Annotated in this window: 13 protein-coding genes; 9 read left to right on the plus strand and 4 right to left on the minus strand. The window is 77.5% G+C overall.

Features of this window, described 5'->3' with window-relative positions:
• The first annotated feature begins 91 nt into the window (after nucleotides 1–91).
• From ACGFSC_RS10325 to ACGFSC_RS10350, 6 genes are all read left to right on the plus strand, one after another.
• A complete protein-coding gene (locus ACGFSC_RS10325; protein ID WP_359913640.1) occupies nucleotides 92–508 on the plus strand; it encodes a TOBE domain-containing protein in 417 nt (138 codons plus the stop codon).
• An 85-nt stretch (nucleotides 509–593) separates the two neighbouring features.
• Nucleotides 594–1040 (plus strand): hypothetical protein, encoded by a 447-nt coding sequence (locus ACGFSC_RS10330; protein ID WP_359913638.1) that lies wholly within the window; start codon nucleotides 594–596, stop codon nucleotides 1038–1040.
• 5 nt (nucleotides 1041–1045) lie between these two features.
• Nucleotides 1046–1741, plus strand: coding sequence for a glycerophosphodiester phosphodiesterase (locus ACGFSC_RS10335; RefSeq protein WP_359913635.1), 696 nt, complete (start codon nucleotides 1046–1048; stop codon nucleotides 1739–1741).
• The gene (locus tag ACGFSC_RS10340; RefSeq protein WP_359913632.1) at nucleotides 1738–2835 is read left to right on the plus strand and encodes a winged helix DNA-binding domain-containing protein; all 1098 of its coding nucleotides are present in this window, start codon (nucleotides 1738–1740) and stop codon (nucleotides 2833–2835) included. The genes ACGFSC_RS10335 and ACGFSC_RS10340 overlap by 4 nt, the downstream gene beginning before the upstream one ends.
• A 98-nt stretch (nucleotides 2836–2933) precedes the next feature.
• A complete protein-coding gene (locus tag ACGFSC_RS10345) occupies nucleotides 2934–4034 on the plus strand; it encodes an AI-2E family transporter (RefSeq protein ID WP_359913630.1) in 1101 nt (366 codons plus the stop codon).
• 107 nt (nucleotides 4035–4141) lie between these two features.
• The gene (locus tag ACGFSC_RS10350) at nucleotides 4142–5059 is read left to right on the plus strand and encodes a virginiamycin B lyase (RefSeq protein ID WP_359913627.1); all 918 of its coding nucleotides are present in this window, start codon (nucleotides 4142–4144) and stop codon (nucleotides 5057–5059) included.
• On the opposite strand, the gene ACGFSC_RS10355 is transcribed toward ACGFSC_RS10350, so the two are convergent.
• Genes ACGFSC_RS10355 through ACGFSC_RS10365 form a run of 3 tightly spaced genes read right to left on the minus strand, consistent with a single transcriptional unit; the run spans nucleotide 5050 to nucleotide 9564 of the window.
• Nucleotides 5050–5607 (minus strand): GAF domain-containing protein, encoded by a 558-nt coding sequence (locus ACGFSC_RS10355; RefSeq protein ID WP_359913624.1) that lies wholly within the window; start codon nucleotides 5605–5607, stop codon nucleotides 5050–5052. The genes ACGFSC_RS10350 and ACGFSC_RS10355 overlap by 10 nt on opposite strands.
• Nucleotides 5591–6451, minus strand: a complete 861-nt coding sequence (locus tag ACGFSC_RS10360; RefSeq protein ID WP_359913621.1) for a S8 family serine peptidase — start codon at nucleotides 6449–6451, stop codon at nucleotides 5591–5593. Before ACGFSC_RS10360 ends, ACGFSC_RS10355 begins: the two co-directional genes overlap by 17 nt.
• Nucleotides 6448–9564 carry an adenylate/guanylate cyclase domain-containing protein gene (locus ACGFSC_RS10365; RefSeq protein ID WP_359913618.1) on the minus strand — a complete coding sequence of 1039 codons (3117 nt, stop codon included), beginning with the start codon at nucleotides 9562–9564 and terminating at the stop codon, nucleotides 6448–6450. The genes ACGFSC_RS10360 and ACGFSC_RS10365 overlap by 4 nt, the downstream gene beginning before the upstream one ends.
• A 336-nt stretch (nucleotides 9565–9900) precedes the next feature.
• On the opposite strand from ACGFSC_RS10365, the gene ACGFSC_RS10370 reads away from it, so the two are divergent.
• The 3 genes from ACGFSC_RS10370 (at nucleotide 9901) to lanKC (ending at nucleotide 14053) form a co-directional block, all read left to right on the plus strand.
• Nucleotides 9901–10077 (plus strand): hypothetical protein, encoded by a 177-nt coding sequence (locus ACGFSC_RS10370; RefSeq protein WP_380636940.1) that lies wholly within the window; start codon nucleotides 9901–9903, stop codon nucleotides 10075–10077.
• A gap of 156 nt (nucleotides 10078–10233) precedes the next feature.
• The gene (locus tag ACGFSC_RS10375) at nucleotides 10234–11454 is read left to right on the plus strand and encodes an MFS transporter (protein ID WP_359900902.1); all 1221 of its coding nucleotides are present in this window, start codon (nucleotides 10234–10236) and stop codon (nucleotides 11452–11454) included.
• A gap of 40 nt (nucleotides 11455–11494) precedes the next feature.
• Nucleotides 11495–14053, plus strand: a complete 2559-nt coding sequence (gene lanKC / locus ACGFSC_RS10380) for a class III lanthionine synthetase LanKC (RefSeq protein WP_359900905.1) — start codon at nucleotides 11495–11497, stop codon at nucleotides 14051–14053.
• A 50-nt stretch (nucleotides 14054–14103) separates the two neighbouring features.
• Here the strand turns inward: lanKC and ACGFSC_RS10385 are convergent, their stop codons facing one another.
• The gene (locus ACGFSC_RS10385) at nucleotides 14104–16008 is read right to left on the minus strand and encodes a BTAD domain-containing putative transcriptional regulator (protein ID WP_359900908.1); all 1905 of its coding nucleotides are present in this window, start codon (nucleotides 16006–16008) and stop codon (nucleotides 14104–14106) included.
• Between the last annotated feature and the right edge of the window lie 146 nt (nucleotides 16009–16154).

The raw sequence follows: 16154 nt of genomic DNA on the forward strand, positions 1-16154 counted from the left end.
CCGCCCTCGCGTGATCACCCGCGCCGTCCGTACGGCAGGATGGCGCAGGGGCACTCGCCCCGGGAATCAGAACCACCGTCAGGAGACGCTCATGGGCCAGCCCGAGGTGCCGGCCAACCCGTACCGCATCGGCGAGGCCGCGGCGCTGCTCGGCGTCAGCGCCGACACCATGCGGCGCTGGGTGGACGCCGGGCGGGTCGCCGCCGCGCGGGACGAGCACGGGCACCGGATCATCCCGGGGGCCGAGCTCGCCGCCTTCGCCCGGGAGCTGGCCCGGCCGGAGAACTCCGAGGCGGAGGGCCGGCCGTCCTCGGCGCGCAACCGGTTCCCGGGGATCGTCACCCACGTGGTGCTCGGCGACGTGGCCGCGCAGGTGGAGATCCAGGCCGGGCCGTTCCGGGTGGTGTCCCTGATCAGCCGGGAGTCGGCGGAGGAGCTGAACCTGGTCCCCGGCGCACCCGCCACGGCGGTCATCAAGTCCACCAATGTGATGGTCGAACGACGCTAGTCGGGGCCCGTCGCCCGAGCACGGGCCGCCCCGGCCGCCCCGCCCCACGAGCCCCACGAGCCCCGGAACCGAAGGAGAGGCCCGGATGCCACCCCCGCACCTGCCGACCACCCAGAGCGCCGTGCTCGCGATCGAGGCCGTGGCCGCCCGGCACGGCCGCACCGTCCGCGCCCAGCACGACATCGGCCGCGACCGGACCTTCGCCGGGCTGGTCGGCCCGGGCGGTCCCGACGGGGAACCGGACGCCCTCCCGCACGAGGCACTGCTGGAGTTCGACGGCCGGCCCGCCGTCACCGTCCGGCTGTTCACCCACGACGAGGTCACCGTGACCGTCGAGGGCATCGCCTTCGACGTCGACCGCGACCGCGTCCCCGGCTTCCTGAACGCCCTCTGGTCCGACCTGGTGCACGTCAAGGCGCGCACCTTCCCGCCGTCCACCACGCTGATCGTCACCGTCCCGGGGGAGCCGAGCCACCGCGAGGCCATCGGCGTCCACGACCTCACCCCCTGGCTCGCCGGAAGGATCCGTTGAACGCCATGGCCAAACCGCTCGCCGTCGCCCACCGCGGCGACCCCTACCGCCACCGCGAGAACACCCTGCCCTCCGTCGAGTCCGCGCTCGCCGCCGGGGCCGACGCCGTCGAGGTGGACGTCCGGCTCACCCGCGACCGGGTGCCCGTGCTGCTGCACGACGAAACCCTGGAGCGGCTCTGGCGCGACCCGCGGTCGATCGACCGGGTCACCGCCGACCAGCTGGAGGAGCTGCGACAGGGCCCGCTGACCGTCCCCACCCTCGCCGAGGCGATCAAGGCGGTCGCCGCCGTCGACGGCCGCAGGCTGCTGATCGACCTGGACGACGCCGGACCGGCCGCGGCGACCTGGTCGGTGGTCACCGGGCTCGGCGCCGAACGCGCGGTCGCCTTCTGCGGCCCCACCACCGCCATGCTCGCGGTGCGCGAACTGAGCCCGGACGCCGAGATCGCCCTCACCTGGAAGCAGCCCGGGATGCCCGTGCGCGCCCTGCTGGACGACCTGCGCCCGCGCTACCTCAACCCGCCGTTCGGCCTGGTCACCCCCGCGTTCACCGCCGCCGCGGCGGAGCAGGGGCTCGCCGTCTCCACCTGGACCGCCGACCTGCGCCGCACCATGCGCCGGCTGCGCGAGAGCGGCGTCGCCTCCATCACCTCCAACCGGATCGGCGTCCTGCGCTCCGTGCTGGACGGCCGCCGGTGACCGGACCGGTCCTGAGCCGACGGGCGCTCGGCCGGGCCCTGCTGGCCCGTCAGCACCTGCTCGCCCGCACCGACCAGCAGCCCGCCGCACTGATCCACCACCTCGGCGGCCTCCAGGCCCAGGCCGCACCCCAGCCGCCCTACCTCGGACTGCTGGCCCGGCTCGACGGCTTCACGCCCGAGCGGCTGAGCACCCTGATCGAGCAGCGGGCGGTGGTCCGCACCGCCCTCCAGCGCGGCACCATCCACCTCGTCACCGCCGAGGACTGCCTGACGCTGCGCCCGCTCCTCCAGCCGATGCTGGACCAGGCGATGCGCACCACCTTCGGGAAGCGGCTGACCGGCCTGGACCTGGACGCGCTCGCCGCCGAGGCCCGCACCCTGGTCGAGGAGCGGCCGCGCACCTTCCAGCAGCTCGGCGCGCTGCTCGCCGCGAGCCGGCCGGAGCGCGACCCGGCCGCCCTCGCCCAGGCCGCCCGCTGCCGGCTGCCGCTGGTGCAGGTCCCGCCGCGCGGGCTGTGGGGGCGCGGCGGACCGGCCGCCCACACCACCGCCGAGGCCTGGCTCGGCCGCCCGCTCGACCCGTCACCCGGCCCGGACGGCCTGGTGCTGCGCTACCTCGCCGCGTTCGGCCCCGCCTCCGCGGCCGACCTGCGCCAGTGGTGCGGCCTGGCCGGCCTCGCCCCGGTGCTGCGGCGGCTCGCACCGAGCCTGCGGGCGTTCCGGGACGAACAGGGCCGGCAGCTGTACGACCTGCCCGAGGCGCCCCGCCCCGACGAGGACACCCCCGCGCCGGTCCGGCTGGTCGCCCCGTTCGACAACCTGCTGCTCTCGCACGCGGACCGCACCCGGGTGCTGTCCGAGGAGCACCGCGGCCGGGTGATGACCCGCAACGGCATCGTGCACGGAACCCTCCTGGTGGACGGGCTGGTCGCCGGGACCTGGCGGCTGACCGGCGACCGGGAGGTGACCGTCGCCCCGTTCGCCCCGCTGCGCCCGGCCGACCGGCGGGCCGCCGAGGCCGAGGCGCAGCGGGTGCTGGTCTTCGCGGGGGCGGGCGAGGACGGCGCGGTGCGGTTCGAGGCCCCCGGGTAGCTCGTTCGGGTGCTCCCGGCCGGTCCGCCGCGCGGGCCGTCGGAACCTCTGCTGAGCTGGGGCGGTCCGGAATCGTCGAGACCCCGGCGGAGGCGACCGTGTCCGTGGAGCGCGCGCCCGGCGAGGAGCGGCGGCCGGACCACCGCAGGCCGTACCTGATGCTGCCGCCCGCGCTGCGGCAGGCGGCGGCCTGGTCGCTGGCGGTGATCCTGCTGATCGCCGTCGCCTCGCTGGTGGTCTTCGCGCTGGTCGAACTGCGGGCCGCGACCGTGCCGTTCCTGCTGGCCCTGCTCGGGACCTCGCTGCTCTACCCGGTGGTGCCCTGGCTGGTGCGCCGGGGTGTCGGGCGGGGCCTGGCCGCCGGGCTGACCTGCACGGTGCTGGTCACGGCGGTCGGCGGGGTGATCGCCCTGCTGGTCAACTCCCTGGTGCACAGCGCCCCGCAGATCGCCGCCTCGCTCCCGGAGGCCGGGCGGCGGCTGGCCGGGTGGCTCGGCCCCTTCGGGTCGAAGATCCAGCACGCGCTGAGCAACGCCAAGGGCGAGACCAACTCGCTGGTGTCCACCCTCACCAACGGCGTGCTCTCCGGGCTCGGCCTGCTCACCCAGCTGATCACCGGCGGGGTGCTGGCGCTCGCCCTGGTGTTCTTCTTCCTGCGGGACGGCCACCGCACCGGCGACGTCATCCGCTCCTACCTGCCCGAGCGCAGCGCCACCACCGTGATCGCCTGCGCCGGGCGGGCCTTCGACGCGATGGCCGGGTTCATGCGCGGCACCACCCTGATCGCCCTGATCGACGCGAGCTTCATCACCATCGGCCTGCTCGCCCTCGGTGTGCCGGGCGCGCCGGGGCTGGGCGCGCTGGTCTTCATGGGCGCCTACATCCCCTTCGTCGGGGCCTTCCTGTCCGGCACGGCGGCGGTCCTGGTCGCCCTCGCCGACGGCGGCATCGGCACGGCGCTGTGGGCGCTCGGCGTGGTGCTCACGGTGCAGATGATCGAGGGGAACATCCTCCAGCCGGTGATCCAGAGCCGCACGGTGGAGCTGCACCCGGCGACCATCATGGTCGCCGTGGTGGCCGGCGCCGGCATCGCCGGCATCATCGGCGCCCTGCTCGCCGTCCCGGTCTGCGCGGCCGGAATGGGCGTCGTCTCGGTGCTGCGCGGGGATCCGGACCGGTCGGCGGCGCCGGACCGCTGAGCAGCCGGCCGGCCGGGCGGAGCGGAAAGCGGGTTGCCGTCGGCCGGGGGATCATGTGAGCATTGCTAATGCGACATGAGTCGCAATAGTGCTTCGGGAGGGGTCGCATGGAACTGTTCGAGGTGGCCGAGGCGGGAGCCGGGCCGTACGGGGTCGCCGTGGGGCCCGACGGGGGCGTCTGGTTCACGCTGGTGCACAGCGGGGAGATCGGGCGGCTCGCCCCGGACGGGACGGTGCGGCGCTACGGCCTCGGGGCGCCCGGGTGCGGGCCCGCGGTGATCACGGCGGGCCCGGACGGGGCGCTCTGGTTCAGCCGGATGCGGGACCACCGGATCGGGCGGATCGACGTCCACGGGCGGGCCCGCTCGTTCGAGCTGCCGGGCGAGGACCCCGGCCCGTACGGAATCGCCGCGGGGCCGGACGGGGCGCTCTGGTTCACCGAGCTGAACGCCGACCGGGTCGGGCGGATCACCGTGGACGGCGAGGTGACGCAGTACCCGCTGCCGGTCGACGGGGCCTTCCCGTCGCTGATCACGGCCGGGCCGGACGGGGCACTGTGGTGCACGCTCAACCAGGCGGACGCGGTGGCGAGGGTCGGCACCGACGGCGCGGTGACCGTCCACCGGCTGCCCACCGAGGGCACCGCGCCGGTCGGGATCACCGCCGGGGCGGACGGCGCGCTCTGGTACGTCGGGATCGGCGGCGGGCTGGTCGGGCGGATCACCGTGGACGGGAAGGTGACCGAGCATCCGCTGGCCGACCGCTCGGCCAGGCCGCACGCCGTCGCGGCCGGACCGGACGGGGCGCTCTGGTTCACCGAGTGGGGCGCCGGCCGGATCGGGGTGCTCACCCCCGACGGGCGGCTCGACGGCCACCCCGTCCCGGGCCCGGGCGCCGAGCCGCACGGCATCGCCGTCGCCCTGGACGGCACGGTGTACGCGGCGCTGGAGCGCGGGCAGATCGCCCGGCTGACCCCGGCCCGCGACGCCCGGGACGCCCTGGGTGCCCGGGGCGCTCAGGGCTGACGGCGCAGCAGCTCCTCCAGGTCGGCGAGCAGGCCGAGGGCGGCGGCGCGGTCGGGGGCCGGCGCCGGGGCGGGGGAGCGCTCGGCGATCACCCGCAGGGCGGCGGCGGCCTGGCGGGCGAACATCGCCAGCAGGTCCAGCTCGGGCAGGCTGGCGCGGGCCTGCGGGGCCGGGTCCAGCACCTCCAGGACGCCGAGCACCCGGCTGCCGTGGGTGAGCGGCGCGGCCATCAGGGCGGTCGGGACGTACGCGGTGGACTCGGCGAAGTCCCGGTCGAAGGTGCGGTCGGCGCCCAGGTCGTCCACCACCATCGGCTCGCCCGAGGCGGCCACCCAGCCGGCGATCCCCCGGCCGGCCGGGAAGCGGCGGCCCACCAGCGACTCCTCGCCGCGCCCGGAGACGGCCTGGAAGACCAGCTCCCCGGCCGCCTCGTCGAGCAGGCACACCGAGCCCGCCTGGGCGCCGAAGATCGCCCGGGCGACGTCCACCACGGACTGGAGCAGCTCGCGGGCCAGCGGGTCGACGGCGGGGTCAGTGCTGAGGGTCATCGGGCGCCTCCGGGGTGGGGGTGGAAGGGACCTGGACGTTGGCCGCGGTGAGGTAGAGCGCGCTCTTCAGCTGGAAGGTGGTCAGCCTCGGCCGCCGGGACAGGATGCGGGCGCAGAGCCCGGCCACGTACGGGGTCGCGAAGCTGTTGCCGGTGGTGCGGATCGTGGCGCCGCCGAGCCAGGGCACCCGGACGTTCTGGCCGGGCGCGAAGAACTCCACCGGCGGGGCCGGGTTGTACAGGTGCAGCCGCGGGTCGTCCTCCTGGTGGCTGCCCACCGAGATGACCGAGGAGAACCGCCACGGGTAGCTCTCCACCGGGGTGTTGTGGGCGGAGGCGACGATCGCGGTACGGGCGAAGAAGGCGTCGTCGGCGATCGCGTGCAGCTCGTCCAGGAAGCGGGTCCGGGTGGTGGAGAGGCTGAGGTTGATCACGTCGAAGCGCTGCCCGACGGCCCAGCGCAGCCCGGCGATCAGCATGTCGCCGGTGCCGGTGAAGCGCTCGCCGAGGACCCGCACGCTGTAGAGCTCGCAATCCGGGGCGGTGCGGCGGATGATGCCGGCGCAGGCGGTGCCGTGCCCGCAGGTGTCGCCGGCGGAGTCCGGGCGGACGACCAACTCCCTGGTGGCCGGGTCCCTGGCCACCGCCCAGGAGCCCTGCACCGGCCCGACCAGCGGGTGGTCGGGCTCGATCCCGGAGTCGACGACGCAGACCCGTACGCCCTTGCCGGTGCCCCCGCCCCCGCCGCTCTCCTCGCCGTCGGGGGCGACGGCGTCGGCGAGCACCGGCAGGTCGGCGGGGGTGCGGTCGCGCAGGCTCCAGGTGAGGCCGGCCGGGCCGCTCACCGGGTGCCCCCGAGCCGCTCGGCCCGCCGCACGCCCGGCAGGTGGCCCTTGGCGGCGAACCGGTCCCGGGCGGTGGCGGCGGCCACCGCGGCCTCGGCGGGGCGGTCGAGCAGCAGCAGGGCGTGCGCCCGGTCGAGCGCGGTCAGCGCCTGCAGCAGCAGCGACTCGGTGGCCTCCGCGGCGGTCAGGGCGGCGGCGGTCAGGTCCAGGGCCGGCGCGGCCTCGCCCCGTGCGGCGGCGAGCCGGCCGCGCAGCGCGTCCAGTTCGATCGCGAGCACCGGCGGCAGCGCGGCGAGGGCGTCCGCGTCGTCCAGGTGCCGGGCGGCCTGGGCCGGGCGGTCGGTGTCCAGCAGGACCCGGGCGGTGGTCAGAGCGAGGCGCGGCAGCGGGGCGGGGCTGCCCTGGTGGCGGGCGATCTCGGCGGCGTCGGCGAGCAGGTCCAGCGCCTGGCCGCTCTGGCCGAGGGCGGCCGCCGCCTGGGCGGTCAGCGCGGGCAGCGCCACCATCGCCTCGGCCAGCGACAGCTCCCCGGCCAGGCTGTTGGCCTCGGCGAGCAGCAGCTCGGCCTCCTCGGGGCGCTCGCGCAGGGCCAGCAGGACGGCCAGCGGGCCGTTCAGCGCGACCCGCACGGTCCGCCGGCCGGTGCCGTGCTCGCCGAGCAGGGCGCGCAGCCGGAAGGTCGCGTTGGGGACGGGCTCGGGGCCGGCCAGCAGGGAGGCGGCCAGTGCGGCCAGCACGGCGGCCCGGTCCAGCTCGGCGTCGGTGCGGCAGACCCGGTCGAGGGCCTGGTCCAGCAGCCGCTCGGCCTCGGTGTGCCGGCCGGCCAGCAACTGCTCCTCGGCGAGCCGCAGCCCGGCCCGGGCCCGGCCGAGGTCGTCCCCGGTGTCGGTGAACAGCGGCAGGACGGCGCGGGCGGTCGCGGCGGGCTGGTCCGGGCCGGGCGGCAGGCCGCGGGCGGCCAGCGCGAGCCGGGCGTGCGCGGCGTCCAGCGGGTCGGCGGCCGCGTCCCGCACCTGGGCGAGGACGGGCAGCGCCTCCTCGGCGCGGCCGAGCGCCAGCCGGGCCTCGCCGAGGCGGCGCAGCGCGGGGCCCGCGGCGCGCTCGCCCGGGTAGTGCAGCCGGACGGCGCGCTCCAGCAGGTCGGTGGCGGCGGGCAGGTCGGCGCGGGCCAGCGCGCCGGCCCCGGCGGCGCCGAGGGCGGCGGCCGCGCGGGTGCGCAGCACGTCGGTGCGGGTGTCCAGCAGGCCGAGTTCGAGCCGGTAGCGGTGGGCGCGTTCCAGGTGGCCGCCGACGGCGGCGTCCCCGGTGGAGCGGACGGCCGGCAGGTCGGCGGCGCGCTCGTGGCGCTCGGCGCGGGCCCGCTTGGACATCGACTGGTAGACGGACTCCTGGACCAGGCCGCTGCTGAACCGGTAGCCGGTGCCGGCCGGTTCGACCAGCCGCAGCTCGGCCAGCCGGGCCAGCGCGGCGTGCAGCCGCGGCGGGGTGTCGTCGCCCCCGGCGGACGGGCCGGCCGGCAGCCCGTCGATCGGGCCGGTGAAGACGTCGTCCTCCGGGTCGGCGAACGCGTCCTGGTCGCTGCCGCCGTGGGCGAGTTCGGCGAGTTCGGTGGCGGTGAAGGCGCGGCCGAGGACGGCGGCGAGGTCGAGGGTGGCGCGCTCGTCGCGCTCCAGCCCGTCGATCCGGGCGCTGAGCAGGGCCCGTCCGGTGGGCGGCAGTTCGTCGGTCGGGACGGGGCCCTCGGTCTCGGTGAGGGCGGCCAGCAGCTCCTCCAGGTGCAGCGGGTTGCCCTCGGCGCGCTCCAGCAGCCGGGTGGGAACCGCGTCCTGGTGGGCACTCAGTTCGGTCAACTGGGCGGCCAGCAGGGCGGATTCGTCCCAGGACAGGCCGCCGACCGGCAGTGCCGGCAGCTCCGGGCTGGCGGCCGGGAGCTCGGGGCGGGTCAGGCAGAGCAGCAGCACGGGGGCCGCGCCGAGCTCGGCCGTCAGCCACCCGGCGGCGTCCACCAGCGCCGGGCCGGCCCACTGGCAGTCGTCCAGGACCAGGACGGCCGGGCGCTCGACGGTGCGGCCCCGCAGGATCGCGGCCAGCAGCTCCAGCGAGCGGCGGGTGTCGAGGCCCGGCGCCGTCGCCTCGTCCAGCCGGGCCAGCGCCTCCGCCGGAGCGGCGCCCCCGGGCTCGTCCAGCAGGGTCCGGACCGCCTCGGCGATCGGCGCCAGCGTGCCCTGCTCGCCGAAGCTGCGGCAGCGGGCGGTGCCGCAGCGCGCGGTGCGCCGGCCGACCCGCTCGCGCCACTCGCGCACCAGCCGGGTCTTGCCGATTCCGGCCTCGCCGGCGACCAGCAGCAGCTCGGCCCCCGAGCCGCCCGCCACCCGCGCCAACGCGGCGTCCAGCTGAGCCAGTTCGCGATCCCGGCCGACCAGCGGGACGTCGAAGCGGCGCAGCAGCTCCGGGTCGTCCTCGTCCAGGGCGACCAGGCGGTAGGCGGTGACCGGCTCGGCCTTGCCCTTGAGGTGCAGCGGGCCGACCTCGTCCACCTGGGCGGCCGGACCGGCCGCGCGCAGCGTCTGCGGGCCGATCAGCACCTGGCCGGGGGCGGCCCGGGTCTGCAGCCGGGCGGCGATGTTCACGGTCTCGCCGGAGATCAGCGCCTGGCGCGCCGAGGCGTCCGAACCCGCCACCACCTGGCCGGTGTTGACACCGATCCGGACGTCCAGGCGGACCCCGAGGGTGGCGTCCAGCTCGGTGTTGAGGTCCTCCAGGTCCTCCAGCATGGCGAGGGCGGCGGCCAGCGCCCGGTGGGCGTCGTCCTCGCGGATCACCGGGACGCCGAAGACGGCCATCACGGCGTCCCCGATGAACTTCTCCAGGGTGCCGCCGTGCGCCTCGATCCGGCGGTGCATCCGCTCGAAGTAGCGCAGGATCACCTCGCGCAGGGTCTCCGGATCGAGCGCGCCGGACAGGGCGGTGGAGTCGACCAGGTCGCAGAAGACCACCGTGACCAGCTTGCGCTCCTCGGCGGCCAGGTCGAGGGCGGCGCCCCGGGCGGCGCCGCAGGAGGGGCAGAACTGGTCGTTGGTGCCGACGGGCTGGGCGCAGAGTGGGCAGGGCATGGTGGCCGTCCTTCGGTCGTCCTTCGCTGTGCGGGGGCGTGCGCGGCGGAGCGGGTGTGCACGGGCGTTCCCGGCCAGGGTCGCGGGCGCGGCTTCGGGCCCGGTTCGGGAACGCCTGGCGAGCGGTATGGCCGCAGGCGGGGCGGGGTGCGGGGGCCTGCGGGGAGGGCCCGGTGCGGCCCGTGCGGCCCGGTGCGGCCGCGCCGACCTGCGGACATACCGGATCCCAACCGGCCCCGAAGCCGGGCGCAGCCGGTCCCGCCCAGCATGGTGGGCGACGGCGGGCGGCCGCCCGCCGTCGCCGCCACCACCCCCCATGCGGAAGGGAGTTCGACCATGGCCGAGAACATGGAGCAGCAGAACGTCGGCGAGAGCGGCGAGGAGGGCCCGGAGGTCGAGGCGCACGTGGCCAACATCCTGGACCTCCAGTCGATGAAGGTCCTGAGCGAGGCCTCCGACGGCAACTGCTTCAGCCTGATCAGCTACGTCGCCGGCGCCGAGACCTCCGCCTGACCGGAGTCCGCACGCCGGGCCGGGCACGGGGGCGGACGCACCGCCGCCCCCGGCCGCCGGCCGCCGAAGGCCTCCGGGGCGGTCCCGCCGGGACGGGACCGCCCCGGCCCGATCCGCACCCCCGCGGGTGCCCCCGCCCGACCACGGAGGACGGCCATGGAGCCCACCCCGCTCGCCCGCAACCGGGACTTCCGGCTGCTCTGGGCCGGCGGCCTGCTGGCCTCGCTCGGCTCCCAACTCGCCTCGATCGCCCTGCCGTTGCTGGTCCTGCGGGAGACCGGATCGGCCGCCCGGGCGGGCGCCGTCGGCACCGTCTCGGTCGGCGCGCTGCTGCTCACCATGCTGCCCGGCGGGGTGCTCGCCGACCGGATCGAGCGGCGCCGGCTGATGCGGATCTGCGACGCCCTCGGTCTGCTCGCGGTCGGCGCCCTGGTCGTCGCCGTACTGCATGGGCACACCCCGCTGCCGCTGGTCCTGCTGGTCGCCGCCGCCGGGGCGCTGATCACCGGCGTCTACGGGCCCGCCGCGGGCGGGCTGCTGCGCGCGGTGGTGCCCGCCGGGCAGGCCCGCGAGGCCTCCTCCCGGATGCAGGCGCGCGGCGCGGCCGCCCGGCTGATCGGACCGCTCGGCGGCGGGGCGCTGTTCGCCTGGCACCCGGTGCTGCCGTTCCTCGCCGAGGGCGTCGGACTGCTGCTGTCCACCGTCTGCGTGGCGCTGATGCGGACCCGCTCGCTGCCCGCCGCGAGGAACGGGCCGGTGCTCGGCCGGGCCGAGCTGACCGCCGGACTGGCCTTCATCTGGCACCGGCCCTATCTGCGCACCCTGCTGCTGATCTTCGGCCTCGGGATGAACTTCGCGTTCAGCGCGCTGATGTTCGCCACCCTGGCCGTCGCCTCCGACGGCGGCCGCTCCGGCGTCGGAGGCGGCACGGTCGTCTCCTGCACCGCGGCCGGCGCCCTGGCCGGCGCGCTGCTGGCTCCCCGGCTCGGTGCCCGGGTCCGGGACGGCAGCCTGGTCGCGCTCGCCTGCTGGGCCTGCGCGCTCACCGCCGGGGTCCTGGTGCTCACCCGGGTGCCGCTGCTGATCGGACTGCTCTGCGCGGCCTGCATGTGCCTGTCCACCGTCGCCAGCATCGGCTTCGTCTCCGGCATGCTGATCGCCGCGCCGCCCGACCGGATCGGCCGGGTGCAGAGCGCGGCCGGCTTCCTGTCCACCCTGGTCCAGCCGTTCGGCCCGCTGGCCGCCGGCACCCTGCTCGGCTCGCTCGGCGGCACCCGGACCTTCGCCCTGCTGGCCCTCGCCATCGCGCTCTGCGCGGCCGTGGTCACCTGGGCGCCGCCGGTCCGGCGCGGACCGCGGCCGCGCCCGGCCGTCTGAACACCGCCCGCTCCCGGAAGACTTCGGAACAGGAGGCCCCATGGCCGGCGCCCACGAGACCCAGCTGTACTGCCTCGCCGATCCGATGTACTACGACACCCCCGGGCGGCTGCGGGACGGGGCGAACCGCTACCCGCCGGCCCTCGGCGAGCCGCCCGCGGGCTGGCGGCGGGAGCAGCGCGGGCTGTGGACGGTGCTGCGGCCCGAGGTCCTGTCGGCCGACTCCCGGCTGCCGGAGCAGGGCTGGAAGCTGCACGTGTCGGCGGTGCGGGAGAGTGCCGAGCGGACACTGGACGCCGTCGCCCGGATCTGCCTCGACCGCCGGGTCGCGTTCAAGTTCCTGCGCGGCCCGGCGGCGCTGGCGGTGACGAACGGCAAGTTCGCGGGGCGCGGCAGCAGCGGCAAGTTCATCACCGTCTACCCGGCCACGGAGGGCGAGTTCCTCACCCTGGCCGAGGAGTTGGCGCGGGCGCTGGACGGCTTCCCCGGGCCGTACGTGCTCACCGACCTGCGGATCGGCGACGCCCCGGTGTTCGCGCGCTACGGGGCCTTCGTCGAGCTGTGGTGCCAGGACGCGGCCGGGCGGGTCGTCCCGGCGCTGCGCGACCCCTCCGGCGCGCTCGTGCCCGACCCTCGTGAGCCGGCGTTCCGGCTGCCCGGGTGGGTCGAGCCGCCGGCCGCGCTGCGCCCGCACCTGGCCGCCCGGGCGGCGGCCCGCGGGCACCTGCCGTACCGGATCGTCGAGGTGCTCCGGTTCTCCAACGCCGGCGGGATCTACCTCGCCGAGCGGCACGGCACGGGGGAGCGGGTGGTGCTGCGCGAGGCCCGCCCGCACACCGGGCTGGACGGCGCCGGGGCGGACGCCCTGACCCGGCTGCGGCGCGAGCAGTGGGCGCTGGAGCGGCTGGCCGGGCTGGCGTGCGTGCCGCGGCTGCACGAGGTGCGCACGGTGTGGGAGCACACCTTCCTGGTGCAGGAGCACGTCGAGGGCGTCCAGTTGTTCACCGAGGCGATCCGGCGCTACCCGCTGGTGCACCAAGACTGCACACCGGAGCAGCGCGCCCGGTACGCGCGGTGGGTGGGCGGGGTGGTGGCGGGGCTGGAGCGGGCGCTCGCCGCCCTGCACGGGCGGGGCGTGCGGTTCGGGGACCTCCACCCGTCCAACGTGGTGCTCCGGCCGGACGGGTCGGTGGTGCTGGTGGACTTCGAGTACGCGGCCGGGCTGGATGACCGGCGGGTGCCGGTGGCCGGCGCGGCCGGACAGCACGTCCCGCCCGGGCTGGACGGCGCCGAGGCCGACCGCTGGCTGCTCTGGGCCACCTGGCTGATGCTGCTGATGCCGGTGCTGGAACTGGCCGACCTCGACCCGGGCAAGCTCCCGGCGCTGGAGCGGCGGGCGCGCGAGTGGTTCGGACTCGGGGAGGAGGAGGGGCCGGTGCGCCCTGGAGCGGTGGCCCTGGTGGAGTCGGCGAGCGAGCGGCGCGGGCGGGAGCTGCTGGCCGGGCCCTCGCTGGACCCGGTGTGCCGGGAGCTGGTCGCGGGCCTGCACGCGGGCGCCACCCCGGACCGGCCGGACCGGCTCTTCCCCGGGGACGTGGCCGGGTTCGCCGACGGCGGTACGGGCGTGTCGCACGGCGCGGCGGGGGTGCTGTACGCGCTGCACCGCGCCGGCGCCGACTGGCCGCAGGAGTACGCGGACTGGCTGGTCGCCGCGGTGCGCCGGCGGGCCGACCGCCCCGGCACCGGCGGACTGTACGACGGGCCGCTCGGCACCGCGCTGGTGCTGGCCCGGATCGGCCGGACGGAGGAGGCGGAGGAACTGCTCGGGCGCGCCCGCACCGCCCGCCCGGCCCGGGAGGCGGGCCTGTTCGGCGGCCGGGCCGGCGCGGCGCTCGCCCGGCTGCGGCTGGCGCGGGCGCTGGACCGCCCCCGGGAGCTGGCCCACGCGCTCGACGACGCACGGGAGTTGGCCGCCGTGCTGCGCGGCGAGCCGGTGCCCGGACTGGACGAGCCGGCGGCCGCCGGACTGCTGTACGGGCTGGCGGGGGTCGCGCTGCTCCAGCTGCGGCTGTACCGGCGGACCGGCGAGCGGTGGCTGCTCGACTCCGGGCGGACCGCGCTGGAACGGGCCGTGGCCGGGTGCGTCCGGGTGCCCGACGGGTCGGTGCAGGTGCTGGAGGCCGGGCGCCGGCTGGCCTACCTGGACCGGGGCAGCAGCGGGATCGCGCTGGTGGTGCGGGAGTTCCTGGAGCACGCGGAGCTGCCGGGCGGGGAGGCCTTCCTGGCGGACGTGCGCAAGGTCTGCGCGCCCGGGTTCATCCGGGAGCCGGGCCTGTTCCGCGGGCGGGTCGGACTGACGCTGGCGCTGGACCGGCTGGGCGGGGCGCCCGCGCGGGAGGCCGTGCTCGGGCAGGTGCGCAAGCTCCAGTGGCACCTGGTGGCCCGGCCGGAGGGGCTGCTGGTGCCGGGGATGAGGCTGCGGCGCTTCTCCGCCGACCTGCACACGGGCGCGGCGGGGGTGCTGCTGGCGCTGAGCGGGCTGGAGGAGGGGCCCGGGGAGCGGCGGGCGGACGTGCTGGACCTGCTGACCCTGGGGTGAGCGAACCGCGCGGCCGTCAGGTCGGCGCCGGTGCCCCACGGGCGCGGCCGTCAGGTCAGTGCCGGCGCCCGCACGGCCTCCACCGCGCGTTCGCGGGCGTGCAGGTGGGTGAGCCGCGGCAGGGCGTACAGGGCGGCGTGGGCGGTGACCTCACCGGTGGGGGAGGTCACCGCCCCGGTGTCGGTGAGCGCCTCCAGGGTGCGCAGGGCGAGCCGCTCGGGCCGGCCGAGGGCGGCGGCGGCCTCGGGGAGGGTGAAGAGCAGGGCGAGCGGCAGGGCGGCGAGCCGGGCCAGGGCGAGCCGTCCCCGGTCGGTGAGGTCGCGCCAGCCGGAGTCCAGCCGGGCGCGGACGGTGACGTCCCCGGCGACCAGTTCGTCCAGGGCGCCCGCCGGGTCCTCCAGCCGGGCCGCGTACTCGGCGAGCGGGAGGTGGCGCAGCACGGCCAGCCGGGTGCCCGCGACCCGGACGGCGAGCGGCAGCAGCCCGCAGGCGGCCACGATCCGGGCGGCTGCGGCGCGGTCGGCGCCGGTCCGGCCGGTGCCGACGATCCGGCCGAGCAGGTCCAGGGCCTCGGTGGGGGCGAGCGGCGGGACGGCGACGCGGCGCACCGAGGCGAGGCCGGCCAGCTGGCTGCGGGAGGTGACCAGTACGGCGCTCGGGCCGAAGCCCGGCAGCAGCTCGCGGACCACGGCCTCGCCCGGGGCGTCGTCCAGGATCAGCAGCAGCCGGCGCCCGGCGAGCGAGGCGCGCCATAGGGCGGCCGCCCGGGCCGTGTCGCCGGGGCCGGGCTCGGGGGCGTGGTCGGGGCCTTGGTCGGGGGCGAGTCGAACAGTCCCGACGGGTGCGACGGGTGCGGCGCCCGGGCGGCCGGTGAGGACGGCGAGTTCGGCGAGCACCTCGGGCAGCGGGCGGGCGGTGCCGTCCTCGGCGCGCAGCCGGACCAGCACCCGGCCGTCCGGGAAGCGGTCGGCGAGCAGGTGGCCGGCGTGCACGGCGAGCGCGGTCTTGCCGCAGCCGGCCGGGCCGGAGAGCACCGCGACGCGCCCGCGGCCCTCGCCCAACTCGTCGACGAGATTGCGTAGTTCGTCGGTTCTTCCGGTGAAGTCGGCGGTGTCGGCGGGCAGCAGCGCGACGCCGTTCGGCCCGGCGCCGCGCTCCGGGCGGGTGTCGGCGGGCAGGGAGCGGCCGCGGGCGAGCAGCTCCCGGTAGCGGGCGGTCAGCGCGGGGCTCGGCTCCAGCCCCAACTCCCGGGCGAGCAGCTGGCGGTGGGTGTCGTAGACGGCGAGCGCCTCGGCCTGGCGGCCGGACAGGTGCAGGGCGTTCATCCGGGCGGCCTGGAGGCGCTCGCGCAGCGGGTGGCGCTCGGCGAGCTCGGCGAGGTCCTCGGCGACGGCCCCGGGGTTGCCGAGCTCCAACTCGGTCTCCGCCCAGTCCTCGTGGACGCCCAGGCAGCGGGCCTCCAGCCGGTCCGCCTCCGCCTCGACGGCCGGCGAACGGCGCAGGTCGGCGAGCGGCGGGCCCTGCCAGAGGTCGAGGGCCTGGCGCAGCAGCCGGGCGGCGGGGGCGAGCGCTCCGCCGTCGGCGGCGGCCCGGCCGGCCCGGGCCAGGGCGCGGAACCGCAGCAGGTCCAACTCGGGCTCGGCGACCCGCAGCAGGTAGCCGGCGGCCGAGTGCACCAGCCGGTCGGGCCCGTCCCCGCGGCCGAGCAGGGTGCGCAGGGTGCAGATGTAGACCTGGAGGTTCTTCCGGGCGGTGCGCGGCGGCTCCTCGGGCCACACCGCGTCGGTGAGCAGGTCGACCGGGACGGCGGTGTTGGCGCGGCTCAGCAGGACGGCGAGCACCAGCCGCTGCTTCAGCGGCCCGAGGGCCAGCGGGCGGCCGTCGGCCTCCCCGGTGAGCGGGCCGAGGACGGCGAAGCGCAGCCGGGCGGGGGTGGCGGGCTGGGCCAGGGGCATCGGCGTACCTCCGGGGCGTGGGCGTGCGCGTGGGTGTGGGCTTGGGCGTGCGCTTGGGCGTTCGCGGCAACGGTGTGGCAGGTGGCAGGTGGCAGGTGGCGGGGCCTGCCGGCGGCGGGGCGGCCGTGGTGCGGGTGCGGGTGCGG

Origin of the sequence: Kitasatospora sp. NPDC048715, from assembly GCF_043198905.1 — a bacterium.
GTDB lineage: Bacteria > Actinomycetota > Actinomycetes > Streptomycetales > Streptomycetaceae > Kitasatospora > Kitasatospora lactacystinica.